At 37.5% G+C, this 24689-nt stretch carries 27 protein-coding genes; 5 read left to right on the plus strand and 22 right to left on the minus strand.

What is annotated here, in order from left to right; translation table 11 throughout:
* Positions 1 to 6 precede the first annotated feature (6 nt).
* From mutS to RV17_RS05750, 5 genes are all read right to left on the minus strand, one after another.
* Positions 7 to 2625: a DNA mismatch repair protein MutS gene (mutS, locus tag RV17_RS05730; RefSeq protein ID WP_071868740.1), complete on the minus strand. Its 2619-nt coding sequence runs from the start codon at positions 2623 to 2625 to the stop codon at positions 7 to 9.
* Positions 2573 to 2992, minus strand: a complete 420-nt coding sequence (locus RV17_RS05735; RefSeq protein WP_067483441.1) for a YlbF family regulator — start codon at positions 2990 to 2992, stop codon at positions 2573 to 2575. Before RV17_RS05735 ends, mutS begins: the two co-directional genes overlap by 53 nt.
* A 9-nt stretch (positions 2993 to 3001) precedes the next feature.
* Positions 3002 to 3799 (minus strand): TIGR00282 family metallophosphoesterase, encoded by a 798-nt coding sequence (locus tag RV17_RS05740; protein ID WP_067483443.1) that lies wholly within the window; start codon positions 3797 to 3799, stop codon positions 3002 to 3004.
* A 186-nt stretch (positions 3800 to 3985) separates the two neighbouring features.
* A complete protein-coding gene (locus tag RV17_RS05745; protein ID WP_067483445.1) occupies positions 3986 to 4759 on the minus strand; it encodes a Cof-type HAD-IIB family hydrolase in 774 nt (257 codons plus the stop codon).
* Positions 4760 to 4778: 19 nt separating this feature from the next.
* A complete protein-coding gene (locus RV17_RS05750) occupies positions 4779 to 5417 on the minus strand; it encodes a DNA alkylation repair protein (RefSeq protein ID WP_071868741.1) in 639 nt (212 codons plus the stop codon).
* A 391-nt stretch (positions 5418 to 5808) separates the two neighbouring features.
* Here RV17_RS05750 and rpsD point away from each other — a divergent pair, with 391 nt between their 5' ends.
* Both rpsD and RV17_RS05760 read left to right on the plus strand, forming a co-directional pair.
* On the plus strand, positions 5809 to 6420 hold the full coding sequence (rpsD, locus tag RV17_RS05755; RefSeq protein ID WP_067483447.1) for a 30S ribosomal protein S4: 612 nt from the start codon (positions 5809 to 5811) through the stop codon (positions 6418 to 6420).
* Between the two features lie 142 nt (positions 6421 to 6562).
* Positions 6563 to 7114, plus strand: coding sequence for a biotin transporter BioY (locus RV17_RS05760; protein ID WP_071868742.1), 552 nt, complete (start codon positions 6563 to 6565; stop codon positions 7112 to 7114).
* A 115-nt stretch (positions 7115 to 7229) separates the two neighbouring features.
* On the opposite strand, the gene RV17_RS05765 is transcribed toward RV17_RS05760, so the two are convergent.
* From RV17_RS05765 to RV17_RS05795, 7 genes are all read right to left on the minus strand, one after another.
* On the minus strand, positions 7230 to 7667 hold the full coding sequence (locus RV17_RS05765) for an SLATT domain-containing protein (protein ID WP_071868743.1): 438 nt from the start codon (positions 7665 to 7667) through the stop codon (positions 7230 to 7232).
* 148 nt (positions 7668 to 7815) lie between these two features.
* The gene (locus tag RV17_RS05770; protein WP_071868744.1) at positions 7816 to 8325 is read right to left on the minus strand and encodes a QueT transporter family protein; all 510 of its coding nucleotides are present in this window, start codon (positions 8323 to 8325) and stop codon (positions 7816 to 7818) included.
* 134 nt (positions 8326 to 8459) lie between these two features.
* Complete coding sequence (locus RV17_RS05775) at positions 8460 to 9221, minus strand: 3-oxoacyl-ACP reductase (RefSeq protein WP_071868745.1); 762 nt, start codon at positions 9219 to 9221, stop codon at positions 8460 to 8462.
* Positions 9218 to 9439, minus strand: coding sequence for a DUF2829 domain-containing protein (locus RV17_RS05780; RefSeq protein ID WP_071868746.1), 222 nt, complete (start codon positions 9437 to 9439; stop codon positions 9218 to 9220). Before RV17_RS05780 ends, RV17_RS05775 begins: the two co-directional genes overlap by 4 nt.
* Positions 9429 to 10964, minus strand: a complete 1536-nt coding sequence (locus RV17_RS05785; RefSeq protein WP_067483455.1) for a helix-turn-helix domain-containing protein — start codon at positions 10962 to 10964, stop codon at positions 9429 to 9431. The genes RV17_RS05780 and RV17_RS05785 overlap by 11 nt, the downstream gene beginning before the upstream one ends.
* Before the next feature lie 62 nt (positions 10965 to 11026).
* Positions 11027 to 11728 carry an LrgB family protein gene (locus tag RV17_RS05790; protein WP_067483457.1) on the minus strand — a complete coding sequence of 234 codons (702 nt, stop codon included), beginning with the start codon at positions 11726 to 11728 and terminating at the stop codon, positions 11027 to 11029.
* The gene (locus RV17_RS05795; protein ID WP_067483459.1) at positions 11721 to 12122 is read right to left on the minus strand and encodes a CidA/LrgA family protein; all 402 of its coding nucleotides are present in this window, start codon (positions 12120 to 12122) and stop codon (positions 11721 to 11723) included. Before RV17_RS05795 ends, RV17_RS05790 begins: the two co-directional genes overlap by 8 nt.
* Positions 12123 to 12439: 317 nt before the next feature.
* On the opposite strand from RV17_RS05795, the gene RV17_RS05800 reads away from it, so the two are divergent.
* The gene (locus RV17_RS05800) at positions 12440 to 13174 is read left to right on the plus strand and encodes an MIP/aquaporin family protein (protein WP_067483461.1); all 735 of its coding nucleotides are present in this window, start codon (positions 12440 to 12442) and stop codon (positions 13172 to 13174) included.
* 284 nt (positions 13175 to 13458) lie between these two features.
* On the opposite strand, the gene RV17_RS05805 is transcribed toward RV17_RS05800, so the two are convergent.
* From RV17_RS05805 to RV17_RS05815, 3 genes are read right to left on the minus strand one after another with little or no spacing between them, the layout of a single operon-like run.
* Positions 13459 to 14358, minus strand: coding sequence for a metallophosphoesterase (locus RV17_RS05805; RefSeq protein ID WP_071868747.1), 900 nt, complete (start codon positions 14356 to 14358; stop codon positions 13459 to 13461).
* A 28-nt stretch (positions 14359 to 14386) separates the two neighbouring features.
* Entirely contained in the window at positions 14387 to 14743 is a 357-nt protein-coding gene (locus tag RV17_RS05810; protein WP_071868748.1) for an iron-sulfur cluster biosynthesis family protein, read from the minus strand.
* Between the two features lie 17 nt (positions 14744 to 14760).
* A complete protein-coding gene (locus RV17_RS05815; protein ID WP_067483700.1) occupies positions 14761 to 15330 on the minus strand; it encodes a GNAT family N-acetyltransferase in 570 nt (189 codons plus the stop codon).
* Positions 15331 to 15561: 231 nt separating this feature from the next.
* Here RV17_RS05815 and RV17_RS05820 point away from each other — a divergent pair, with 231 nt between their 5' ends.
* Complete coding sequence (locus RV17_RS05820; RefSeq protein ID WP_067483467.1) at positions 15562 to 15858, plus strand: hypothetical protein; 297 nt, start codon at positions 15562 to 15564, stop codon at positions 15856 to 15858.
* A 237-nt stretch (positions 15859 to 16095) separates the two neighbouring features.
* Here RV17_RS05820 and RV17_RS05825 read toward each other — a convergent pair whose 3' ends face one another.
* The 4 genes from RV17_RS05825 to RV17_RS05840 are packed head-to-tail and all read right to left on the minus strand — an operon-like array spanning position 16096 to position 19723.
* Positions 16096 to 17043, minus strand: coding sequence for a siderophore ABC transporter substrate-binding protein (locus RV17_RS05825; protein ID WP_071868749.1), 948 nt, complete (start codon positions 17041 to 17043; stop codon positions 16096 to 16098).
* A gap of 24 nt (positions 17044 to 17067) precedes the next feature.
* Positions 17068 to 17823, minus strand: a complete 756-nt coding sequence (locus RV17_RS05830) for an iron ABC transporter ATP-binding protein (RefSeq protein WP_067483471.1) — start codon at positions 17821 to 17823, stop codon at positions 17068 to 17070.
* Positions 17820 to 18779, minus strand: coding sequence for an iron chelate uptake ABC transporter family permease subunit (locus RV17_RS05835; RefSeq protein ID WP_071868750.1), 960 nt, complete (start codon positions 18777 to 18779; stop codon positions 17820 to 17822). The genes RV17_RS05830 and RV17_RS05835 overlap by 4 nt, the downstream gene beginning before the upstream one ends.
* The gene (locus RV17_RS05840) at positions 18776 to 19723 is read right to left on the minus strand and encodes an ABC transporter permease (RefSeq protein WP_071868751.1); all 948 of its coding nucleotides are present in this window, start codon (positions 19721 to 19723) and stop codon (positions 18776 to 18778) included. Before RV17_RS05840 ends, RV17_RS05835 begins: the two co-directional genes overlap by 4 nt.
* A gap of 147 nt (positions 19724 to 19870) precedes the next feature.
* Between RV17_RS05840 and RV17_RS05845 the strand changes: the two genes are divergently transcribed.
* Entirely contained in the window at positions 19871 to 20317 is a 447-nt protein-coding gene (locus RV17_RS05845; RefSeq protein ID WP_071868752.1) for a YueI family protein, read from the plus strand.
* Positions 20318 to 20385: 68 nt separating this feature from the next.
* On the opposite strand, the gene gshAB is transcribed toward RV17_RS05845, so the two are convergent.
* The 3 genes from gshAB to RV17_RS05860 form a co-directional block, all read right to left on the minus strand.
* On the minus strand, positions 20386 to 22683 hold the full coding sequence (gene gshAB / locus RV17_RS05850) for a bifunctional glutamate--cysteine ligase GshA/glutathione synthetase GshB (protein WP_071868753.1): 2298 nt from the start codon (positions 22681 to 22683) through the stop codon (positions 20386 to 20388).
* 182 nt (positions 22684 to 22865) lie between these two features.
* Positions 22866 to 23867 carry a signal recognition particle-docking protein FtsY gene (gene ftsY, locus RV17_RS05855; protein WP_067483481.1) on the minus strand — a complete coding sequence of 334 codons (1002 nt, stop codon included), beginning with the start codon at positions 23865 to 23867 and terminating at the stop codon, positions 22866 to 22868.
* Positions 23868 to 23878: 11 nt separating this feature from the next.
* Positions 23879 to 24688, minus strand: a complete 810-nt coding sequence (locus RV17_RS05860; RefSeq protein ID WP_067483482.1) for a Cof-type HAD-IIB family hydrolase — start codon at positions 24686 to 24688, stop codon at positions 23879 to 23881.
* Position 24689: the final 1 nt, after the last annotated feature.

Raw genomic sequence — 24689 nt, forward strand, 5'->3', positions numbered from 1 at the left:
TTCTTTCTAAAGTTGTTTTTGCAATTCATATAATTTATTCAGTGCGTCCATTGGCGTCATTTCTAATAAATTAAGTTCTTTTAATGACGTAACAACCCCTTGTTCTTCATCAGTCAGCTCAGAGAATAGAGAAAGTTGCTGTGTTTCCTCATTCACTTGTGCTTTCGAAGTCTGTGCAGGCTCTTCCTGTACCTTCACAACAGATTTAATTGGTTCAACAGGGATTTGATGATGTTTTTCTTCCCCAGATTCAAGTGTTGCTAAAATCGTTGATGCTCGTTTCAACAAATCGATTGGTAGTCCCGCAATTTTCGCTACATGAATCCCATAACTTTTATCTGCTGGTCCTTCCATCATCTTATGAAGAAAGACGACTTCTCCATCTTTTTCGATTGCTCCTACATGAACATTTTTTAATTGAGATAATTCTTGGTCTAAGACTGTTAGTTCATGATAATGCGTCGAGAAAAGTGTTTTTGCCTGAACATTTTGATGAATATATTCAATGATTGCTTGTGCTAACGCCATCCCATCATATGTCGCTGTCCCACGACCAAGCTCATCAAATAGAATCAAACTATTGGGTGTAGCATTTCGCAATGCTTGATTGGCTTCCATCATTTCAACCATGAAGGTACTTTGGCCAGCAATCAAGTCATCACTTGCCCCAATACGAGTGAAGATTCGATCAAAAATCGGCAAAATGGCTTTTTGTGCCGGAACAAAGCAACCCATTTGTGCCATAATGACGGTTAATGCAAGTTGGCGCATATACGTGCTTTTCCCTGACATATTCGGTCCTGTGATTAATAAAATCATCTCTTGTTCATCCATCTCAACACTATTTGGAATATATTCTTGATGTCCCAGTACTTTTTCAACGACTGGGTGTCTGCCATCTTGAATGCATAATTGTTGACTATTATTCGTTAAGATTGGACGAACATATTGGTAACGTTCACTGATTGTTGCAAAGCTTTGCAACACGTCCACCGCACTGATTGATTTTGCCAACGTTTGTAAAGGTTGAATGGCTTTTTTGACCTCTTCGCGAACAGCTAAAAATAGTTGATATTCTAAATCAACAGATTTTTCTTCTGCTTCAAGGATTTGAGTTTCTAGTTCTTTCAACTCTGGCGTAATAAAGCGTTCTGCATTTGCTAACGTTTGTTTACGCTCGTACTTTCCTTCTTCTAAGTTTGCTAAATTTGATTTTGTAATTTCGATATAATACCCAAACACACGGTTGAAACCAACTTTTAAATTTTTGATGCCTGTCTCTTTTCGTTCACGGGCTTCTAGTTCGGCTAACCATTGTTTCCCGTTTTTCATGGCTGAACGATAGGCATCTAATTGTTCATTGAACCCATCGCGAATCACGTTACCTTCTGTGATTTGTAATGGAGGGTCTTCTTTTATTGCATGGCTGATTAGTTGAACTAGCCCTTCCATTGGTTGCATTTTTTCTAATAGCGATTGCCATTGTCCTTGGTCGATTCCTTCAATCAGTTGACGGATCATCGGCACTTGTTCAAGTGACGTCTTCAACTGAATCAAATCACGACCATTAACATTTCCAAATGCCACTCGGCCAGCTAAGCGCTCCAAATCATAAACTTTGGTCAAAGAACTTTGTAAATCAATTCGTTCAAAGTAGCTATCAACTAAGGAGGCCACCATCTCTTGGCGAGCGTTAATCGCATGCGATTGAATCAATGGTCGATCAAGCCATTGTTTTAGCATTCGGCCGCCCATTGCGGTCTTTGTTTCATCTAATAGCCACAATAAAGTGCCATGTTTTTTACCCGTTCGGATCGACTGGCTTAATTCCAAATTGAATTTGGAATAATAATCCATTTTTAAATAGTGATCTGGTTGATATTCCACCGCATTTTGAATATGCGCTAAGCTCCGCTTTTGCGTCACTGCCAAGTAAGTTAATAACTTACCTGTAGCTTCTTTTTCAAGACCATCCGTTATTTCGCGAGTCAAAAAATTAAATTCGGCATTTTCCTCTAGTGTTTCTTGAGAAGAAAAAACTAAGCCCAGACGAATACTTAGTTGTTCACGTAGGCTAGCAGAAATTTCTGTACCCAGAACTAATTCTTTTGTCTGTAATGCAGAAGTTTCATTTAAAACGCCTTCTTCATCAAAAAGATGCGCTGTTTTTAACTCACCTGTGCTTAAATCAACATAAGCAAAACCAAATTCATTGTCTTCTTGTACAATAGCAGTCAAGTAATTATTATCTTTTGCAGAAAGTCCCTTACTGTCCATGACTGTTCCTGGTGTAATTAACTGAACAACTTCACGTTTGACCATACCTTTCGTTGTTTTCGGATCTTCAACTTGCTCGCAAATCGCCACTTTATGTCCTTTTTCCACTAAACTGTCGATATACCCTTGGGCTGCATGATGCGGAACGCCACACATTGGGATCGGATCATCTGCGTTGCGATTTCGACTCGTTAGCGTTAGCTCTAATAGCTGTGAAACTTGGATTGCATCTTCATAAAATAGTTCATAAAAATCACCAAGACGATAAAACAAAAAAGCATCTTGGTATTGCGCCTTAATGCTTAGATATTGTTCCATCATTGGTGTGTTCTTCGTTTTTTGAGGCATCGTTTTCCTCCTCTAATAATTCATTGATTTCATCTTGAATCAACCCAGTTAAATGGTGCAAGAGATCATTTGCCTCGAGCAATTGGCGACGATAGGCAACCACTAAAGGGTGCTGTTCAAATGTTTTCGTCAATTGATTCGCCCGAGTGATTGCTGTTTGCTCAGCAATCACTTTTCCATAGTGACCAAATTGGACTGCCTCTTTTTGCGCCACTTTGATCTCTTCGGTCAATTCTTTTAAGTAATTATTTTGATGGACCTTTTCTTCTAACTCTTTATAGCGGATAATAATTTCATTGTTGCTTAGAAGTTTGGTCAGTTGCTCAACTGTTTCTTGTATCTCTGGTTCATTTTCTAAAAAAGCCATTGATCTGCCTCATTCCATAAATGGTCGGTCGTCATTGATTTGGATCAATTGGATATCTTTTGCTTTTCCAGTTGCATCATCAATTTCTAACAAACAACCACATAAAATAGCGCGACCTTCTTCCACAACTTCAAAACGTTTTGGCATTGCCGTTAAAAATTTTTCGATAATTACATCCCGACGCATTCCTAAAATACCATCATATGGTCCTGTCATACCGACATCCGTTAAGTACGCGGTTCCTTTTGGCAAAATCCGTGCATCATTGGTCTGGACATGTGTATGTGTTCCAACAACAGCTGACACTTCACCATCTAAAAACCAACCCATTGCTTGTTTTTCGCTAGTCGTTTCTCCATGGAAATCGACAAAAATGATTGGCGTTCTTTTTCTTGCTTCAGCAACTAATGCTTGCATTTTACGAAATGGGTCATCCAAATCCGTCATAAATGAACGAGCTTGCATATTGATAACAGCAAGTTCCACTTGATTGACTTTGACAAATACCATTCCTTGACCTGGTGTTCCTTCTGGAAAGTTTGCTGGACGAACCATTTTTTTCGCGTCATCAATAAATTCAAAAATATTGCGATTGTCCCATGTATGGTTTCCCATAGTCACAACATCCACACCATCTTGTAAAAGTTTTTTATAGATTTTTTCAGTGATACCTCTTCCAGAAGCTGCATTTTCACCATTCACGATGGTTACTTGTGGACGATATTTTTTCTTTAAACGAGGGACATATTCCGTAATCATTTCTCTCCCCATCGAACCCACTACATCACCAATAAACAATACCCGCACATTGATTCCTCTTCTCTTTTAACATCATTCTATTATTATAGTAGTTTTTTTTAAGAAAGAAAAGCTCTCTGAGAAGGTTGTAACTATGAGGCGTAAGACAAACGATTGAACAAAAAAAGTCCGAGACGAAAGAAAGTCTCGAACTTTTTTATCAAGGGTCAACAATCACGAATTGACTATTTGTGTTTAAATTACAGCTAATTTTTTCAGTGCTTTCCAAATGCCATCTTGGTCATTCGTGTCAGTTACCAAATTAGCTGTAGCTTGAACTTCTGCTGACGCATTTCCCATTGCCACACCAATCCCCGATTCACGTAACATTTCTCGATCATTCAGTCCATCACCAAAACTGATGATAGATTCACGAGGAATTCCAACTTGGTCTGCCAAATGAAGAATCGTTGCAGCTTTTGAACCATCGTGTGGTACAACATCTACACTGTTTTCATGCCAACGAACAAAACGAAGTTTGTCATATTTTTGAAATTGTGTGTCGTAGCTTTTATTGAAGAATGCTAAAGCTTGATAAATGTCTTGGTCTTCAACAAAAAATTGATCCAACTCAGGCAACACAGCGCCAAATGAATGCATCGCCTCTTCCATGATTTGAACATCATTAGAAGAAGATCGTTTCATATTGTCCAAACTAACAAAGGCTGTATCAATTTCTTTTGTCTGCGCTTCTTCAACAAACGTATCTAGCTGGTCACGATCCAACAGATTTTTGTAAACTTGTTCGTGATCCAAGAACCCAGCTGCACCATTACATAAAATATAATTTTCAAATTCTAACTCACGAATAATTTCTTGCGCATGAAAACGACTACGCCCTGTTGCAATTGTCACTAAATGTCCTGCTCGACGCAATTGTTGCAATGCCTCTTTTGTACTATCCAATGCTTGCTTGTTCGTGTCCAATAACGTTCCGTCAATATCAAAGGCAAATAAGCCTCGTTTCATGTCTGATCGTCTCGCTTTCTTATAAGTATTTACTGGCTTCTCTTTCTGCTAACTTACTTAATGCTTCTTGTTCTAATAAATCTTTTACCCAACCAGGATTCGTTTTGCTATAATCGCGTAATGCCCAGCCAATCCCTTTTTGAATAAAAAATTCTGTTGTTTCTCGATCTTGCAGGATTGCTTTTTTCAATAGCGACTGGTTTACCTTTTCTTTTAATCCCAGCTGTAAAGTAATTGCGATCCTTCGCAGCCAAAAATCTTCTTGTTGAATGAACAAGTTAAATACTTGCTCTAGCTGATCTGGGTGAGCTTTACACCACGTCGTGTATACTTTACGCCAAGAATCAATACTGTCCCACCACTCTTTTTCTTGCACGAGTGATAACAGCATTACCAAGTCAGAGAATGCCAGACGCCTTACATTGAGTTGAATCAACTCAATTGCTACATATTGATATTCTCTTTCTGCTTTTTGATAATATTTTTTTGCAAGTGACAAAACTTCTGTCACTTCTAGTTGTTTGCTTTGTACCAAAAACTTTTTTTGTAAACGCGCACGTTCCGGCTTTGGCACGCCCGCAAACGGAAAATGATTTTTCATATACTTTGCCATGGGCACAGCTTGTTCTTCATTCCTAGGAAAAATAAGTTCTTCCAAGTTAGCTCCTCCGCTCAAAATAATAAGCGATTTTCCTTTACCGTTCCCTTACCATTTCATGATTTATGCTTATTTTAAAAATTTTCTTTACTGTCAGCTAAATTGATTTGACAGACACCTTCTCATTTTATAGAGCATCTGATCGTTTGTAAAGCGTTTTTACGTGTTTATCTACTTGACACTTGCCATTTAAATCAACTATACTGTAGTTTGTGTAAAATAATGCAGCAGGAAAATAATAGCTCGTCCCTAGTTTGTTGCCCCGATTCGGGTTCAATTGTGTAACCGCGGCTGCAAAGGTGAAGATTGAAGAACAAACTAAACGAATATGAATTTTTTAACGGATTATTTTACTCCAAAAACTAAATTTAATTTATTGGAGGAAATCTCAATGTCTCGTTATACTGGACCATCATGGAAAATTTCTCGTCGCTTAGGTATTTCATTATCAGGCACAGGTAAAGAATTAGCACGTCGCCCTTACGCACCAGGTCAACATGGACCTAACAGCCGTGGCAAACAATCTGAATACGGTATGCAATTAACTGAAAAACAAAAACTTCGTCACATGTACGGAATGAACGAACGTCAATTCCGTAACTTGTTCGTTAAAGCTAGCAAAATCAAAGAAGGTAAACACGGTGTTAACTTCATGATCTTACTAGAACAACGTTTAGACAATGTTGTTTATCGTCTAGGTCTTGCAACTACTCGTCGTCAAGCACGTCAATTAGTTAACCATGGCCACATTACTGTTGATGGCAAACGTGTTGATATTCCTTCATACCACGTAGAAATCGGTCAAGTAATCGGTGTTCGTGAAAAATCACAAAACATCGTAACTGTTAAAGAAGCTGTAGAAGCTACTGTTGGACGTCCAGCATTTGTAAGCTTTGACGCTGAAAAATTGGAAGGTTCATTAACTCGTTTACCAGAACGTGACGAACTATATCCAGAAATCGACGAAGCTCTTGTCGTTGAATACTACAACCAAAGCCTATAATTCATGGTTTCAAAACCAAAGCAACTATCTTCGGATGGTTGGCTTTGGTTTTTTTTTGCAAAAAACACTTTACAAATTAAATTTTTTCTTCTAAACTATCGTTAACCAATATAAAAAACGAAGTTAACGAAAAGAGGAAATTATGAAAACGTCATTGAAGCCACTTATTATTGCTGCAGAATTTTCAGCTATTATTGCTATCTTATCTCAATTTACGATTCCATTAGGTATTGTTCCATTGACTGGGCAAACTTTCGCGATTGGACTAACGGCTACTTTATTGGGGCGACGTAGTGGGACACTTTCTGTCTTGATTTATTTATTATTAGGAATTATTGGACTACCTGTTTTCGCAGGACTATCAGGTGGATTGAGTATTGTTTTTGGACCCACTGGTGGCTATCTGATTGGTTTCATTTTTCAAGCATGGCTTACTGGCTACCTCGTTGAAAAAAATGTTTCTAGTTATACTTGGGTAATCTTTGCTAACGTGATTGGTTCATTTGTCACACTCATTTTTGGTGTCATTTGGCTAAAAGCTAGTGGCGATTTATCATGGAATACAGCCATAGTTAGCGGATTCATTCCATTTATTTTACCAGGAATCATCAAAGCAGTTGCTGCCGGTTACCTAGGAACAGTCATTCGTCATCGTTTACCAAAATATTTTTCATTTGAACAGCCACAGTCATAAAATAGAGGTTTTGCTTCATATCGTTGACTCAAAAAAGTTCAAAGCAGAGCAACTTTCAGCAGAAAAAAGAGTGGAACAAAACGGCTTAGCGTTTCGTTCCACTCTTTTTCTGTGTTTAATTTGAACTAGAATCAAGCATTTCATTAATTTGTTCGTCGTATAAGTTTTCAACGCTTTCGACAAATTTTTCAACCTCAGCTTTCGTACTTGTTCCCTCTTCCCACTTTACATAAAAGAGAAAATATTCTTTTTCCAACTCGTTGATAAACTTAGAGATAGCTAACGTCTGCTCCTCAAAATTTTTCCACGTTTGCAATCCCTGAAGTACAGCCACGATTGCACTGATAATTGAGATGACAGTTAATAGATACATGTGCTCAGGCACCATTGATGCTAGAACGGGTATACAGGAAGACAAAATCAATTTCGATGCATTGCTAACAAAGATGACTTTCTTCAATCGTTTTCTTTTTTTGCGTAGATGAATAATTGGTTGTTTGATTCTTTTCTCTATGTATTCATTGAAATTATCTTTCGCCTGATTTTTTTCCATACACAAAACTTCTTTCATTTTTATCCTGTCGTTCTATTTAGTATAACTTTAACTCCAAAATAAAAAAAGAGCTTAAGACACTCCCTTAAGCTCTTCACGTAATCGTCCCCACTGCAAGTTCCCATCAAACTCACAATAGACGAATCATTTATTTTGTTAAATCAATTTTTTTACTCACCCAATAGATAATCACACCGCCGACTGCCATTGACACCAACTCTCCTAAAGCAATGATAGCCCAGTTAAAGAAAAAGGGAGCTTGATAGAAAAAAGTCAACTGACCTGCCACCGTAAACATTGAAAAAGCAAAAATCAATGCAGTAATAACCATTTTTATTTTCATATTCTTGACACGTTTGGTTACTTGATAATTAATTAGCAAAACAATCAATGTACTGACACTTCCAACGACGACATCGACGAGTCCCAATGGCGAAGCCAGATTGGCCAAGGCAACACCAATAGTTACTGAAATAATATATTTCTTATTGTACAACGATAAATAATTAAACATTTCTGATAAACGAATTTGGATTGCACCAAAACTAATGACAGCTAAAAAGACGGTCACTGCCACATAAAGTCCAGTAACTAACGCCATTGTTGCCACTTCTGTCGTCGTCCAGCGACTAGCAGTCTGGCTATTTTTCTGTTCCATAATTGTTCTCCTTTGCAAGATCAACATCTTGGTAATAACTACGGCCAAAGGATGGGAATCTTCTTCCAACTGAAGTGCCGTAGTGCGGAAATTCCGCTACATTTATCATACAGGAATCAAGAAAAAACTCAAGATTATTTTAGCAACCAGCCACCATCAATTGGCACAACTGCTCCTTGGATATAACTCGCTTGGGGCGTCGCCAAGAACAAAGTCAGTTCTGCCACTTCTTCTGGTTTCGCCCAACGTTTAACTGGTGTTTCATCTGCTACCCACTGAGCCATTTCTCCTGTTCCTGCGAAATCAGCTGCGTTCATCGGTGTTTCGATTGCACCTGGCGCAATCGCCTTTATCCGAATCCCTTTTGCAGCATAATCTAAAGCAAGCTGTTTCGTAAAGCCAACGATTGCATGTTTGGCACTCGTATAAGCAATTCCACCGCCGCCAGCTACTAAGCCGGCAATGGAAGCCATGTTGATAATCACACCAGCTTGCTGGGCGAGCATTTCAGGTAACAATACCTTCGTCACGCGAAACATGCTTTTTACATTTGTTTCATAGATGTTTTCCCACAATTCTTCACTTGTTTCAAGTAGTGGTTTATAGTCGTCCAGAATGCCGGCAGTATTTAACAAAATAGTCACAGTGCCAAAATGCTCATGACATTGTTTAACTGCTTGTTCTACTGAAGCTTGATCTCTTATATCACCTACAAAAAAAGCAAACTGATCAGGGAAATGTTGCGCTACTGTTGCCATTTTCCCTGCTTGTCGATCAAACCCAAACACAAACGCGTCCTGCGCTAAAAAAGCGTGCGCTTGTGCTTCACCAATCCCTGAAGCCGCACCGGTGACAAAAACGACTTGTCTTGCTAAGTCCGGATACTGGTTGCTCATTCAACTATTTCCCAATCATCGGCTAAAATATCACACACAGTCGGTGCAAAACTTGAGAATCCTTCATCACTTGTCTTGATTAGAAAATAAGGCGTTACTGGACAACCATCAAATTCATCATCTGTGACTAAAACGACATACACCTCAAAGCCGCTCCAGCCTTTGCGAATCATTTTCGCACCTTGTTTCACTTTTGGTAAAATTTCTTCAAATGTCATTGTTGTACCCCTTCTCACTTTTTTCTTTTTGAATTGTCTGTAATTTTTGAGTCAACTGAATATAATCTGTCAACTGTAACTCTTGAGCAACAATAAAATAATCTAGGTCTGCCCAAGGTTTTTTATGCACCTTGCTCGTCGAAATCAGTAAATCAGCTTCTCGCCCACGATAATTCGCCGGTAGAAAAACCAGTCGATAATCATTACGGAAAAAATTATGAAGACTTGCCATCAACAATTCTTCTTCAAAAACGGGGAAATCAGTCATTAACAAAACAGTAATTTCTGGTAATTGTGTCATAAACGCACCTAACGTTTTCATGACCGTTAGATAACGAGCCATCAAAAACCCCTGATTTTGAAACGCTAAACTAGCTTCCGTTTCTCTTGCGTCTTCAAAAAAAGAGAGCAGCCATTGGTTTAATTTAGGATTTCTCACAATCAGATGATTATGAAAATCGCTACTGTTGCCATCAATCGTCGCCTTTGCATCTGGAAATAAAAAAGTAAAGATATGGCTACTAAATAAATAATTCTCTGCTTCCAATGACAAAGGTTCCTCAGGTAGATGCTGCTCTTTTTGATAAAGTAGCAAGGCACGCTCCGCTTCCCGCAAAGCTTTAAATGGCGGGGTTTCTGCTGAATGATGAAACGAGTAGATCATTTCTCTGATTTGAGGATTACAGTAGTACTCTTCCCTAGTCATCAACACTAAAAACAATGCACCTAATTCATCCTCAACTTGAAAATAATTTGGGAACACTGGTGCCATTGCTTGACAAAAACGTTTAAATAACAAATTGTTAGAAATAAGCTCGCGCTTCTTACGATTTAAAATAACAAAATGTTTTTGTGATTTCCGTAAAAAGAATGCACCTAGCATGTATTCGAGTCTTCTTTTTTTGATTTCATTAAGTTGAACGTGGAAAAAATCAATAATTTGATCTGCGATTTTTTTGACATCTGTTTGTGAAATTGTCTCAAATGGCCAGATTTTTCCGCGAAACAATTGCCAAAAAGTCATATGTAAATATAAGCGGATGATTTCTTCTTCCCCTTTTGCGACATAACTTCTCCGTTGTAACGTGATTCCATATGAATGTAACTCTTGTTTCCATTCATTGATTTTTCGGTGCGCTGTTGACTCACTGATATAATTTTTTTGAGCAAACTGGTACATCGTCCGAAACTCTTCAAAAAAAATGTCGTGCAATAACTGAAACTTCAGCGTACTTTGCACGAGATAGATTAAAAATCGTTCATGTTCTATCGGATCCAACGTCGTTGAAAAGTTGTAACCTGATCGCCGATTTTTACGAAAGAGCGCTTGTGTTTTTCCGCTGAAGCGCTGATAACTTTTTGTTAATTCACTTAAATATTTTGTGACACTCCGCGCGTCAAGCTGTACACTTTGTGCAAGCTGAGCCGCAGTGTGCCACTCATGATCCTCGAAGCTTTCCAGCAGGAGAATCTGATAATATAAGTCTTTATCAAACGTCTTGAGATAATCTGATGACAAATACATTTGCTATGCTCCTTTGTGCTAGAACTTTTTGGTTATTGTAGCACAAAACGCCATTTCCCGCATTAAAACCAACTAGCAAAGGGTTGGAAAATCAACGGTAGTAAGAAAACCGTGAGCATCCCGTTAACACAAATAGCAAGCCCAGAAATAATCCCTTCCACTTCACCAATCTCAATCGCTTTTGCAGTCCCAATGGCATGTGAGGTACTACCTAAAGCGACACCTCGTGCAACTGGACTTTTGATTTTAAACAAACGAAAGATGTGTGTTGCAATCAATGAACCAAAAATACCCGTTGATACAACAATTGCTAAAGTAACTGCGTTAACGCCACCCATTGTATGAGAAAGATCAACGGAGATTGCTGTTGTCACAGATTTTGGTAATAAAGAGATGACCATTTCCTTCTTCAACAAAAAAAGAGAGCCAATTCCAACACTAACTAAACAATTCGCCACAATTCCAGCCAGAATCGCTGAAATGACCGGAAAGAAATTTTCTTTGAGTAAATGTAGATTCTTGTATAAAGGAATCGCTAATGCAACTGTTGCAGGAGTAATTAACATCGTTAAAAAATTCCCGCCGACATTATAGTCTGCATAACTAATTCCTGTAAAATGTAAAAAGAAAATAATAACAACTATTGATAGCACTAAAGGATTGATAATCGGCAATTTGTATTTCCGCAAAAATTTATCTGATAATACATACACACCTAAAGTTAGGCTAAGACCAAACAATGGGTTTTTAAGAAACTCACTCAACTTGGTTATCCTCCACTTCATTTTTTTGAATTTTCCGCTCTTGTAAATAGTTGATTGCTGCTTCGACACCTTCTGCTGTTTTCCCAGCAGCAACCATCGTAACAATCGCACAAACAACTACTGCACCCAATAAGATAGGCCAGATGGTCGCAATATCATCATAATATTCCAATAATCCCACGCCAGCAGGTACAAATAAAATGGTCAGATTATTCAATAAAAAATCACCAGTTGCCCCAATTTTTTCAGGGTCTACTAATTTCATTTCAAATGCTAAAAACAAAAAGATAATACCTAAAATACTTCCCGGAATTGGTAGATGGGCAAACACTCGTATTCCCTCGCCTAAGACAGAGAAAAAAAGAATAATGAAAAACTCTTGAAAAAATTTCATGTAATACACTCCTTACGTCTGATTTTCATTTTACTAACAATCTTTTTCTGAAAGTTTCAAAACGTGTTGTTTCTAAGAAGCATCTTTTGAAAAAATAAATAAGTTTTCTTTGGTATATTTAAAAGTAAAGTTGGTGAGTTGTAGGGGACTTTTTTTCTAAAAAAAGGGTTAGCTTGTTCAAGTTGGTCGAAATCATTTTTTCTTTTGATTGATTGCACTTATTACGACCTCGAAGAATGACTAGCACGAGACACCGCACCTGCTTTTGTGTTGATGTTTCTTTTTTTTTGCACTTTTATAAATTTTTGGAGGTATATATGGATTACTCATTAATGACTCGTCTTGCGGCGGAAATGTTGGGTACAGCTTTATTGATTATTTTAGGTAATGGCGCTGTAGCAAATGTAGATTTAAAAGGTACAAAAGGTTATGGTAGTGACTGGATGTTGATCGCTGTCGGTTACGGCTGTGGGGTTATGATTCCTGCAATGGTATTTGGTGGAATCAGTGGAAACCACATCAATCCTGCGTTTACGATTTCTCTAGCAATGAACGGATTATTCCCTTGGGCAGAAGTTGCACCTTATATTGGCGCACAATTCCTTGGAGCAATCATTGGACAGTTAGTCGTTGTTGCTTGTTACAAACCTTACTACGATCAAACAGAAGACGTAAACCACGTGTTAGGAACTTTCTCAACTATCAATAGTGTTGGTTCTAAGTTCAACGGTTTCGTTAACGAATTCTTTGGTTCATTTGTTTTATTCTTTGGCGCTTTAGGAATTACCAAAGCACCTTTCTTCCAAGATAATCTTGGAACTGCTCACTTAGCACTTGGTTTCCTTGTTTGGACACTTGTAGCTTCACTAGGTGGTCCTACTGGTCCTGGATTAAATCCAGCTCGTGACCTTGGTCCTCGTTTGTTACATGCAATTTTACCATTGAAACACAAAGGCTCATCACAATGGAGCTATGCTTGGGTACCAGTCGTTGCACCTATCTGCGCTGGGATCGTTGCAGTATTCTTATACAAAGCATTATTTATGGCTTAATCTTATCTATAAAAAAACTCACGATGAAATTTTTCATTGTGAGTTTTTTTTTGAATCAAATGCGTTGATTTTTCAATATAAACAGTCCCACCTTTCCAAATTAGCTTCACTTTCTTGGCGTACATTCATCCTTAACAGAATCATTGCGCTAGAAACAAGCTAGCATTGCAAAAAAGCATGCGAACAATTGACACATTTCAATGAAGGTAGCAGTTTTGTTCATATTTATAACTAAAACGGATGGGACAAAGCAACTACTTGTCCCATCCGTTTTAGTTATCCAATTAATAATCAATGATTGTTAGTGCTCGCTCAAACTCTTCTTGCAAATGCTTTTTTTGATAGGCCAAAAAGGCTGGATAATGATCACGTAAAACACCACGCAATTTCATTGGATTATATTTTTCTACCAGCTTTTCTTGTAACACAAATTGCCTTGTCAGTTGCCATTCATAATAATAACCAAATGGCCGACAACTATATTTCGTTCCTTGAATGACCTGGTCTTCAAATCGACGATGGGTATGCCCAAAAACAACTTGTTTTACATTGGTATATTGATCCAAAAGTTGCCCCATTGAAGCAGAACCCAAAAAAGCATTTAATTTATTCCAACGTTCATAAGGCGCAGATTGATATACAATAAATTCTTTTTTGGGCACAAAATGCGTAGCCAATATGACATCTAATTTTTTTTGCGTAAGTGTTTCAAGGAGTTGCTTGGTTGCTACAAGCACTTGCTCATTGACTTCCAAATCGGTTCCTTCTCTTTCGATCATTCGGTCATACCAGTACAATCGCTTCATCCGCAAAATTTGTTCCTCATCCGTTAGCTCAGAAAACTGATAATCATACCAGCCATTCATTCCAAGTAGAACTGTGTGATCATTTAATGCAAGGTAACGTTCATTCAAAAAATGGTTATCTGGGAAATGATTCATCATTGGTTCACCCGTCACGTCTGCTAGTTCATGATTTCCAAAATTAAACGTCGTCGGCAATCCTTTCATTGCAAAAAAATCAACAACTGCCAAAGCCTGATTGACCTTATTTGCAATGTCACCTGCTAAATGCAGGCGAGTGATTTCTTTTTTTTGTAACACTTGCCACAAATCATTCATTTGCGACTCGCCAAATTTATTGATATCTACGTGTAAATCACTAATTACTGCCAATTTCCCCATTTTTTGTTACCTTCTTATTTGAAATTTTTCAAGCTTTTCGAACGACTGGTAAGTTCCCTTTTAATAAACCACTTGGCCCTTTCAATTGTAAACTTTGATAAGTTGGTTCTAAAGCTAAAGTTGTTGGATCATCTAAATACATCTCGGCACTTTTCTTGATACGAATTGTCCCTAGAGGTGTGTCTGCCAAAATCGAATACAAACTAAGATCAGCCGTTGACTCTTTCTTGAGAAAAATCAAACGAAAAGCTGTATCTAATTGACAAGTAATCCGACTATCAGAAAACGGCCCGTCACCATTTTCTAAATCCAGCAAAATTTGTTCATCTTTTTCCCGATGTTTTTCTAACCAGCTTTGTGCTTCCTTCGTCACTATTAATTCCATGCTTGTTCCCCTCTCATTCATTGATGAGCTGCTGCCCATTCGCTTTTCGTAATGCCTCTTAATATAACCGAAATTACTTTTTCTTTCCAACGTCGCGCATCAGGAATCATTCCTTCTTGTTTCATCCCAAGTTTTTCCATTACGCGACCAGAGTTTGGATTTTCAACATCATGATAAGCAAAAATGCGTACGAGATCTAACTTGGTAAAGCCCAAATCAAGTAAAGCTTCCGCTGCTTCTGCAATATATCCATTTCCCCAATAGTTTTTGTTCAGTACGTAGCCTAACTCAGCAACTGCCGCAACGTCTTCGATTCTCAAATCAATGGTGCCAACCATCTTACCCGTTTCTTTGACTTCGATGGCGTACTTTCCCAGCGGTTCATTCATAAAATAATTGGCGATGGAAATTCTTGTCTCTTCTAGTGTTTGATGGCGAACAAAAACAAAACGAGTCGTCTCTTCATCATTCGCGTATTCAAACATGTCTTTTGCATCCATAATTGAAACGGGACGCAACCATAGTCGTGCTGTTTCTATTTGTTGATGTTCAGCAAAAATCAAGTTTCGGTTTACTTTTAATTCCATTTGCAACACGCACCAATCTCTAGTTTTCTAATTACTGTAGCGAAATTTGCTGTAAGAAGCAAGTATTTACCTAACTATCCTTAGACCTTCCTTAAAAGAACAAGATGGAAAAGCAAAACAAGAAAGTTTTAATAACTAGTTGAAAAAGAATAATGATTTGTTCACAGTTTGTTAATATCTCTTAGTTATAGTTTTCTTATCAAAGCAAATCAAGTATTTGGAGGAACCATTATGAGCGAGCAAATCAAAAATATTTATTTTATTGAAGAAACTCAGAACATTGAAGGATCATATATTGAAGTCAAAACTCTTTTTGTCAATGAGGACAAAGAAACGGCTCTTCAATTTTACGAAACACAGGCAAAGAAACAACAAAAGTCCTTTGGTTTGACGTTAAGTGAATATAAAATCAAAGCTGAAGCAAGTTATTTTTATCAATTATTAAAACGCTGGAGTCATTTACCCGCCGACTTTTATCGTAAAATGAATATCGTTCAATACCAACCACTTGCAGAATACTATGCGTAAGGTAAGTTAAGCTTCCTTTAAGGTGAATCACCTATGATAGATTTACCCTAAAGGAGGCGATGAACGATGTTCTTACACTGGCTCGCAACTTTTTTAATCGATGAACCGCCGCGAATCAGTCCTTATGAGATTGATAGTGAATGCCTGTTACCAACTGATTTTACGGACTGAGTATGAAAATAGCAAAAAACCAAGGCAAAACGAATAATCGTTTTGCCTTGTTTTTTTCTTTCATCTTTATTCAAATGCTTGATTTACATCCTCTAACATCAATTTCATTGACTCTAATCCGCCACCGCTCAAATACCATACATCTGGTTGTAGTGAAATGATTTTTCCATTTTTACCTGCATTCGTTTGTGCAATCAATTCATTTTCTGCCAAATTATTTTGGCTGTCATCTCCACCAATTGCTTTGGTACGATCAATTACAAATAATAAGTCTGGATTTTTTTCTAACACATATTCAAATGAAACACTTTGACCGTGTGTTGAAGGTTCAATTTCATTATCTGCTTGCGGGAAGCCAAAAACATCATGTACAAATCCGAAACGTGAACCAGAACCATAAGCAGATAGTTGGCCTTCGTTAACTAAAACAACTAATGCTTTTTTATCAAGGTCACTTGCTTTGTCTGCTGTCTTTTTGATTTCAGTAGATAGTTCTTTGATTTGTTTCTTCGCTTCAGATTCTTTATCAAAAATTTCACCTAGCGTTAAGACATTTTGTTGAATTGATTCCCATGGTTTTTCCGTATCAACTGATAAAAAGAAAGTCGGCGCGATTTTACTTAGTTCTTCTTGAAAATCACTTTGACGACCAGAAATAATAATCAGGTCTGGCTTCATTTGATTGATTTTTTCTAAATCTGGTTCTTTGATTCCACCAGCAGATTCAACTTCTTTGTAACTTGATAAATAAGCAGGTAAATTTTGCGTTGCAGCACCAACAACATGGTCGCCTACGCCTAATGCGTCAAGTGTATCTAGTGACCCATTGTCAAAAACAACAACTTTCTGAGGATTCTTGGTTACATTTACCTCACCATTGCTGTCTTTGACTGTCAGCGTTGTTTCTTCGCTATTAGCAGTTTTTGTTGCTGTTGTTTCTTCTGATTTATTCCCTGTTCCACAAGCTGTTAACAATGATGCAACAACCACGAAACTAAACATCCATTTTTTCATTCCTTGTTCTCCTAACATTTATTTTTAGAAATAAAGACAGAATCTACGACCTTCAATTTCGCAAATTCGAATGTCCATTTCATATAATTCATCGAGTACAGCTTTTTGGATAATCTCATTGGTTTTTCCTTGCGTAAACAATTGTCCTTCTTTCATTGCCACAATTTCATCTGCATAACTAGCCGCAAAATTAATATCATGTAGGACAATTACGACTGTTTTGCCAAGCTCGGTCACCAATTTTTTTAAAATTTGCATGATTTGAACTGCAAAATTCATATCTAAGTTATTCAACGGTTCATCCAGCAAAATATAATCGGTATCTTGAGCTAAGACCATCGCAATATATGCACGCTGAAGTTGTCCGCCAGATAAGGTATGAACGAATTGATCTGTTAGCTTAGTTAACCCCAAATGTTTGAGCGCTTCTTCCACAAGTTGATGGTCTTCTTGTGTCAAGCGTCCTTTTGTATAAGGAAACCGACCAAATTCAACCAATTCTCTAACTGTAATTTGTAAATTCAATTCATTTGATTGACGTAAAATGGCTAATTTTTTCGCTAATTCATTTGACTTCCACGTCCGCACTTCATTATGATCTAAATAAATTTCACCTGTATCTTTAGGAACTAAACGGCTAACCAAGGAAAGCAAAGTTGATTTTCCCGCGCCATTTGGTCCAATAAAAGCCGTTAATTGTTGTTCTTGAATCGTCAAGTTGATATTATCTACCACTGACTTTCCTTGATAAGCTTTATTCACACCAGCTAAATCAATCATCCTGCTTGCTTCCTTTCACGAATTAATTTTAGTAAAAAGTAACTCCCCCCCAGAAATTCAATCACTACACTAATTGTTGTGTTCCAACCAAAAAGTTGTTCAACAAGCAACTGCCCACCTGTCAGTAATAGCATTGCCACTAAAAAACTACCGACAAATAAAACTTTGTGTTGATATGTTGCAAATAACCGGTAACTAACATTTGCTACGATAAACCCTAAAAAGGTCATAGGACCTACTAACGCTGTCGCTGTTCCCGTCAGTAAGCTAACCACAAACAGCACAAGAAATTGTAATCGTGCAACATCTACACCTAAGTTCATCGCTTTTTCTCTTCCCAAGTGAATAACATCTAGAAAACGATGTAAATAAAACAGCAGACACCAGCCAGCAACAATCAAACAAGTGGCTGGCAAGAGATATTGACTCTGAATATTCCCAAAACTTGCGAACAGCCGACCTTGTAACAAATCATATTCATTAGGATCCATTATGACTTGTAAAAACGTACTCATGCTGCCAAACAACGTTCCTAAGACCATCCCAGTCATCAATAATAAAAATAAGCTAGCTTGCATTTTTTTTAATAAAAAATAGAATAAACTCAAACTCAAGCCAACCATTAGACTAATTGTCAGCAAAAAAAAGACAAGACCTGTTTGCTGTAGCATCGTCACGCCACCTAACAAGAAAAATAAAATTGTTTGAACAAGTACATACAACGAATCTAGTCCCAAAACGGACGGGGTCAAAAATTGATTTTGACTGATTGTTTGAAAGCTAATTGTTGCTCCACTCACTGCTAGTGAAACCAAGAAAAAAGCACCAATTTTTTTACTTCTTAATGCCCAAGCAAACGACCAGTTTCCATAAGTGTTGATGATTAAATAACTTATCGTAACCAAGCACACCACACCAACTAATAACAATAAACGCCAGCGTATATTGTTTTTCATCGTTTCTCCCCCTTCACTAATAAAAAGAGGAAAATAATTCCGCCAATTATTCCAACAATGACACTCACTGGAATTTCATAAGGATAAATTAGAACGCGAGCCAAAATATCGCAAATTAATAAAAAAACACTTCCAAATAATGCAGTTATTCCTAAAGTTTGATGGACTTGATCCCCATACATTCTCGCCACTAAATTGGGAACAATAACGCCTAAAAACGGCATTGTTCCAACCATAATTAACACGACTGCACTAGCTAAAGAAACTAATCCGACACCTAACAACTGCATTTTGTGATAATTCATACCAAGATTCACCGCAAATGACTCACCCAATCCAACGATCGTAAATTGATACGCAAAATAATAAATAATTCCTAACAAAGGAATCGTTAGATAAAGCAGTTCATAATTGCCACGCAGAATGGTAGAAAAATTTCCTTGTAACCACGAAGACATATTTTGCACCAACTGATATTGGTAAGCAAAAAAAGTTGCGATGGAACCAATAATATTGCCCCACATCACACCAATCAATGGCAGCATCAACTGATTTTTTTGTGGAATCATTCTTGCAAAATAAAGAAACAATCCTGTCCCTAAAAAAGCAAATGCAAAAGCCGTTGCTGAACGTGTGACAATCGACGCATTCGGTAGAAAAAGCATTACAATCAAAATTCCTAAGCGTGCACTGTCCATTGTTCCAGCAGTCGTTGGTGAAACAAATTTATTCTGAGTCAAGTGCTGCATAATCAACCCACAAATACTACTTGTAGCTCCCACTAGCACAATACAAATGGTACGAGGCAAACGACTAATAAGAAATAATTGCGCACTTTGTGTATCTGCCTGAAAAAATTCTGTTAATTGGACCGATGACGCTCCTATCAATAGTGAAAGAAAACTGAGTCCCACTAAGCTGGCAATCAACCAGCGATAACGCATAAAACCCCTCTTTTCTAATTGAGAATGATTTTCATTCTTATTCTAAGTGAGAAGTTGAGCAAAAGCAACCGCTTTTTTACCATTTATCTTATTTCAAGTAATTTGTGTTATAATCGCTGTATCAATCGCTATAAAGGAGGGCTTCTTTTGCCACAAGATGAATTGCAAAGTCACTTGGACAAAGGTCGTTACGGGACACCTTTGGTCAACCCAGATGAACAACATAAATATCTAGGAACTTTTCGTGAGCGTTGCTATGTCAGTATGACCATTGGTGAAATGAAAAAAGCTGAGAATCAAGCAAACTTCACTAAGGAACTTGAAAAATACCCAGATGAACAAATTTTATTAAATGGCAGTATGCCTGAAGACCTTCAAGCACGCTATATCCAATTGGCAACAAGACAAAAAGTTCGTTTCACAGTTATCAATGATTTTGTTAAAAATGATGACGATAGTCTTGGTCTGATTTTAGCTGCTAAAGAAGCGGTCAATGAGCCCGTCATTGATATTGAAAAAAAATATCCAAAAGTTCAAGAACCTGAACAATCAGAAAAATCGAAAAAAAGTCTTTGGGACAAATTATTCCACTAATAAAGCAAAAAGCTCGTGTAAATTCATTAACGAATTTTACACGAGCTTTTTACTTTATTTAAATCAACTTATTTTTCTTTCTCGTTCCAATGGTTCAACGCCCAGACTTCCGGATACAAAAGTTTCAACACCGCTAAAGTTAATCGTCGTCCTGTCCCAGAAAATGGATAAACATGCATGTGCATTGCAGGATTAAAATTGGCTTCGATGATACCATAAGCCTTCTCATCTGTTGACGGATCAATTTCTTTGTCTGGAATAATCAAATCGATTCCGCTGACTTTTGCCCCCAACGCCGTAACGGCTGCGACTGCAATTTCTTTGTACGCATCAGAAAACTCAGCTGTTACATCAATTGAATCTCCACCAGTACTGATATTGGAATTTTCACGTAAATAAACGATTTGATTTTTCGCAGGAATAGAATCAATTGTTAATCCTTGTTCTTTCAACATCAATTGTTCAAGATCACCCAACTGAATTAATTCTAATGGTGCACGATGATTTGTCCCACGTAAAGGATCTTGATTTTTTTGAGCAACTAATTCCGTCACAGTTTGCTCGCCGTTGCCAATAACGTTTGCAGGTATCCGAAGTAAAATTGCTTGAACTTGTCCATCAATCACAAAAAAACGATATTCTGTTCCAGGTAAAAATTCCTCTACTAAAACGGAGGTATCTTCCCGAAAAGCAATTTCTAACCCTTTGTGATAATCTTCTTCACTCGCGCCCTCTTTAAAAATTGTGATACCTAATCCGTAATTTGTTGACTTTGGTTTAATGACAAATGCTTCCTTTGCAAAACGAGAATAGGCACGTTTTGCTTCAGCCATCGAAGTAAACTCCGCACCAGCAGGAACACGGAAACCTGCTTCTGCTAGAATTTTTTTGGTCACCGTTTTATTTTCCATAATCAAAGGCACAATGTAACTATCTTTACTTGTCATATTCGCATTTTTAACGTATTCGACATGATTTTCAAATTGCAAACGTAAAAACTGATCTGCTTCGTCAATCACTTTCACTTGAATTCCTTTTTGAATTGCATCAAATAAGAAAATTTGTGTGGATAGTTCCATCTCACGAAAGCCCGCCAATTGATATGGTCGCTCATGGCTTTCAGCATCGTATTTTCTGCCTAAGGCAACTGCAACAGCTTTTTGGCTATCACTTTGTGCTTCTGTGTATAATTGGGCAGCAATCGTCTGAGAAGGGTTATTTAAACGTTCAGCTAATTTGTCAATTGTAGGTAACAATTCTTCATGTTGCAAAGCTTGAACCATCTCTTTCATTTGTGTAAAGAGCATTAGACCTTCTTCGTACATCGCGGTTTGATCCAATGGTCCTTCCAAAGCAACTCGATTGTTGTAAAGCGTTCCTTCTTCCACCCACTCGTCGACAGATGATCCTTCGGGTGCCCAGAGCATAAATACTAAAAATAATTGTAAAAACTGGACTTGTTCTTTACTAATTCCTAAATGATGATACGGGTTCAAATCAATATTCCGCAACTCGATATAACGTACACCCATCTTTGCAACGTCCGCAACTCTTTTACCTCCACGGAAACGTACAGGTGCATAGAATTCTTTTTCTTCAGATAACTTGCCTTCTTCAATCATTTGTTCAATATCTGCTAAGTACTGCTCCATTGAGGCATAAGAAACTTTTACATTTGAATGATTAGTGTAGCCATATTCACTATTTCGAATACTACGAACAGGTTCATGAGGATGTAGTTCATCAACGAAATAATTTGCCTCGCTTAATGGAGAAGCTCCATATAAATACGTAATCAACCAGCGATAGCGCAAAAAGTTTCTTGCTACTTTTAAATACACTTCTGTTTTAAAAGCTGCAAACTCTTGAATCTCTGTTTGCTGAACAAACAGAGAACGAATTAATTCCTCACCAAATTCAAAATTAAAATGAATGCCACTGACCATTTGTTTTCGTTTACCATATTCTTTTGCTAAATAGCGACGATACAAAACATCTTCAAATGTTGCTAGTTTGGCAATCATGATTTCCTCATCTTTTTGTGGCAAAGCAGGTGGCATACTTAGTGGCCAAATCATTTCCTCATCTGACATTGACCGAGAAGTCACATCATAAATTGCATCTAAATATTGAAAAAGTTCATCAATGGAATCTGTTACTGGTGTAATCATTTCCACTTGAGTCTCACTAAAATCAGTTTGAATATATGGATGATACGTGCGATCACCAAAAATAGCTGGATGATCTGTTCTTGCTAACTTTCCGTCATGTGTTACCCGTTGTCCTTCACGTTCAATTCCAAATCGAGCTTGATCGATAAACGGTATCGCACTTGAATGTTCTAATAATTTTTTAAAGTTCATCATTACATGTCCTCCACTTCATACATTGACATTATAGTAAAAAACAATCAGAAAAAGAACGATCTTGCCTTAAAATGAGGAGATTATGAAAAACTGCACAAAAAAAGAAGTATACCAGTCTTTTTCCGGCATACTTCTTACATTTAAAACGTCATGTTCCCATGATTTGTTCATAAGTTAATTGATTATTCTTCTTTCAGTAATCCTTTAAACAATCCAACAACAAAATCATTTGGATCAAACGGTTCTAGATCATCTATTCCTTCACCTAATCCAACTAATTTTACTGGTAAATGCAATTCATTTCTGATAGCTAACACAATTCCACCTTTAGCAGTTCCATCTAATTTAGTCAAAACTAGCCCAGTTACATCTGTTGTTTCTTTAAATTGTTTTGCTTGAACCATTGCATTTTGCCCTGTTGTTGCATCTAATACCAATAATGTTTCATGTGGTGCATCTGGTAGTTCACGTTGAATCACACGTTTGATTTTTTCTAACTCTTTCATCAAATTCACTTTGTTTTGCAAGCGTCCAGCTGTATCAACAAGTAAAACATCTGCTTCTTCTGCTTTGGCACGTTCCAATGCATCATAAACAACTGCTGCTGGATCGCCACCAGCATTTCCGTGAACGACTTCCACACCAGCGCGTTCACCCCAGACTACTAATTGGTCAATCGCTCCTGCACGGAATGTATCAGCTGCTGCCATCAAAACTTTTTTGCCTTCATTTTTGTATTGATGTGCAAGTTTCCCAATGCTTGTCGTTTTACCCACACCATTCACACCAACAAAAAGCATTACCGTCAGTCCTTCTGGTTGGATATTCAACTCATTCACTTCATTAAGACCTTCTTGTTCGTACAAATCAACCAGTTTTTCAATGATGGCATTTTGAACTTCTGCTGGTTTCTTCGCATTACGCAACTTCACTTCTTGACGTAAAGACTCTGTAATTTGAATTGCTGTTTCAAAACCAACGTCCGCGCCAATCAATGTTTCTTCTAATTCTTCAAAGAAATCTTCATCAACTGTTCGGAAATTAGCAAACAATTCATTCATTCGCTCGCCAAAAGTTTTTCTCGTTTTTTCTAATCCTTTGTCATACTTTTCTTGGACTTCAACGACTTCTTCTGGTTGCTCTTCACCAGTAAACGCTCGCTTGATTTTGTCAAAAAATCCCATTTGATTCCCCCCTATACTAAAACAAATTTTTCAATTGCTTGTGCAACACCGTCATCATCATTACTTGCAGTCAAATAGTCTGCACTTTCTTTAACTAAAGGAACAGCATTTGCCATTGCGACACCCATTCCTGCATATTCAATCATTGGTAAATCATTTTCTTCATCACCAATTGCCATGACTTCTGCTTGGGTGATTCCTAGCTCTTCTGCTAATAAAGAAATTCCATACGCTTTAGTAACACCTTTTGGCATAAATTCTAGCAGCATACTACGTGTCTTGATGATTTCAAATTGTTCATGGAACACATTTGGAATTTCTTGAATTTTTGGATCTAATTCTTCTTGTGCATAAGCAATAACTGCTTTGTTCAAAACATCCGCTTTCTTAACATCCAGTAAAGTTCCAGGACGGAAATCCAAAACTTTATTCAGCACATTATAAAGCGATTGTTTTTCAGGAGCTGTTGGTAACTGATAAACAATCCCATCAGATAACACATCTAGTGGCAAAGACAACGCTTGTGCTAACTGGGTCAATTGCTCAACGTCTGCAATAGTCATTACTTTTTTCGCCATGATTTCGCCTGTGTCATTTTTTTGAACAAGCCCACCATTAAACGTAATGCTATAGTCACCTGAATCAAGCAAATCCAATTCCGTTAAATAATGTGCCATAGCCGCCAGTGGACGACCTGTACACAAAACAATTTTAACTCCTTGATTTTTTGCTTGCGCCAAAATTTCTTTATTTCTAGCAGAAATTTGTTTTTCTTCGTTTAGTAATGTTCCATCTAAATCAATGGCAACTAATTTAATCATA

It is taken from the genome of Enterococcus thailandicus (assembly GCF_001886265.1).
Classification (GTDB): domain Bacteria; phylum Bacillota; class Bacilli; order Lactobacillales; family Enterococcaceae; genus Enterococcus_B; species Enterococcus_B thailandicus.

Bases quoted from the DNA above. Each gene is read 5' to 3' on its own strand.
- RV17_RS05775 (WP_071868745.1), bottom strand. From the start codon at position 9,221: ATGAGCAACCAGTATCCGGACTTAGCAAGACAAGTCGTTTTTGTCACC.
- RV17_RS05835 (WP_071868750.1), bottom strand. From the start codon at position 18,779: ATGAAAAACAATATACGCTGGCGTTTATTGTTATTAGTTGGTGTGGTG.
- RV17_RS05840 (WP_071868751.1), bottom strand. From the start codon at position 19,723: ATGCGTTATCGCTGGTTGATTGCCAGCTTAGTGGGACTCAGTTTTCTT.
- RV17_RS05825 (WP_071868749.1), bottom strand. From the start codon at position 17,043: ATGAAAAAATGGATGTTTAGTTTCGTGGTTGTTGCATCATTGTTAACA.
- RV17_RS05765 (WP_071868743.1), bottom strand. From the start codon at position 7,667: ATGGAAAAAAATCAGGCGAAAGATAATTTCAATGAATACATAGAGAAA.
- ftsY (WP_067483481.1), bottom strand. From the start codon at position 23,867: ATGGGATTTTTTGACAAAATCAAGCGAGCGTTTACTGGTGAAGAGCAA.
- RV17_RS05795 (WP_067483459.1), bottom strand. From the start codon at position 12,122: ATGAAATTTTTTCAAGAGTTTTTCATTATTCTTTTTTTCTCTGTCTTA.
- RV17_RS05805 (WP_071868747.1), bottom strand. From the start codon at position 14,358: ATGGGGAAATTGGCAGTAATTAGTGATTTACACGTAGATATCAATAAA.
- gshAB (WP_071868753.1), bottom strand. From the start codon at position 22,683: ATGATGAACTTTAAAAAATTATTAGAACATTCAAGTGCGATACCGTTT.
- RV17_RS05820 (WP_067483467.1), top strand. From the start codon at position 15,562: ATGAGCGAGCAAATCAAAAATATTTATTTTATTGAAGAAACTCAGAAC.
- RV17_RS05770 (WP_071868744.1), bottom strand. From the start codon at position 8,325: ATGGAACAGAAAAATAGCCAGACTGCTAGTCGCTGGACGACGACAGAA.
- RV17_RS05860 (WP_067483482.1), bottom strand. From the start codon at position 24,688: ATGATTAAATTAGTTGCCATTGATTTAGATGGAACATTACTAAACGAA.
- RV17_RS05760 (WP_071868742.1), top strand. From the start codon at position 6,563: ATGAAAACGTCATTGAAGCCACTTATTATTGCTGCAGAATTTTCAGCT.
- RV17_RS05780 (WP_071868746.1), bottom strand. From the start codon at position 9,439: ATGACATTTGAAGAAATTTTACCAAAAGTGAAACAAGGTGCGAAAATG.
- RV17_RS05830 (WP_067483471.1), bottom strand. From the start codon at position 17,823: ATGATTGATTTAGCTGGTGTGAATAAAGCTTATCAAGGAAAGTCAGTG.
- RV17_RS05800 (WP_067483461.1), top strand. From the start codon at position 12,440: ATGGATTACTCATTAATGACTCGTCTTGCGGCGGAAATGTTGGGTACA.
- RV17_RS05810 (WP_071868748.1), bottom strand. From the start codon at position 14,743: ATGGAATTAATAGTGACGAAGGAAGCACAAAGCTGGTTAGAAAAACAT.
- RV17_RS05735 (WP_067483441.1), bottom strand. From the start codon at position 2,992: ATGGCTTTTTTAGAAAATGAACCAGAGATACAAGAAACAGTTGAGCAA.
- RV17_RS05785 (WP_067483455.1), bottom strand. From the start codon at position 10,964: ATGTATTTGTCATCAGATTATCTCAAGACGTTTGATAAAGACTTATAT.
- RV17_RS05815 (WP_067483700.1), bottom strand. From the start codon at position 15,330: ATGGAATTAAAAGTAAACCGAAACTTGATTTTTGCTGAACATCAACAA.
- rpsD (WP_067483447.1), top strand. From the start codon at position 5,809: ATGTCTCGTTATACTGGACCATCATGGAAAATTTCTCGTCGCTTAGGT.
- mutS (WP_071868740.1), bottom strand. From the start codon at position 2,625: ATGCCTCAAAAAACGAAGAACACACCAATGATGGAACAATATCTAAGC.
- RV17_RS05745 (WP_067483445.1), bottom strand. From the start codon at position 4,759: ATGAAACGAGGCTTATTTGCCTTTGATATTGACGGAACGTTATTGGAC.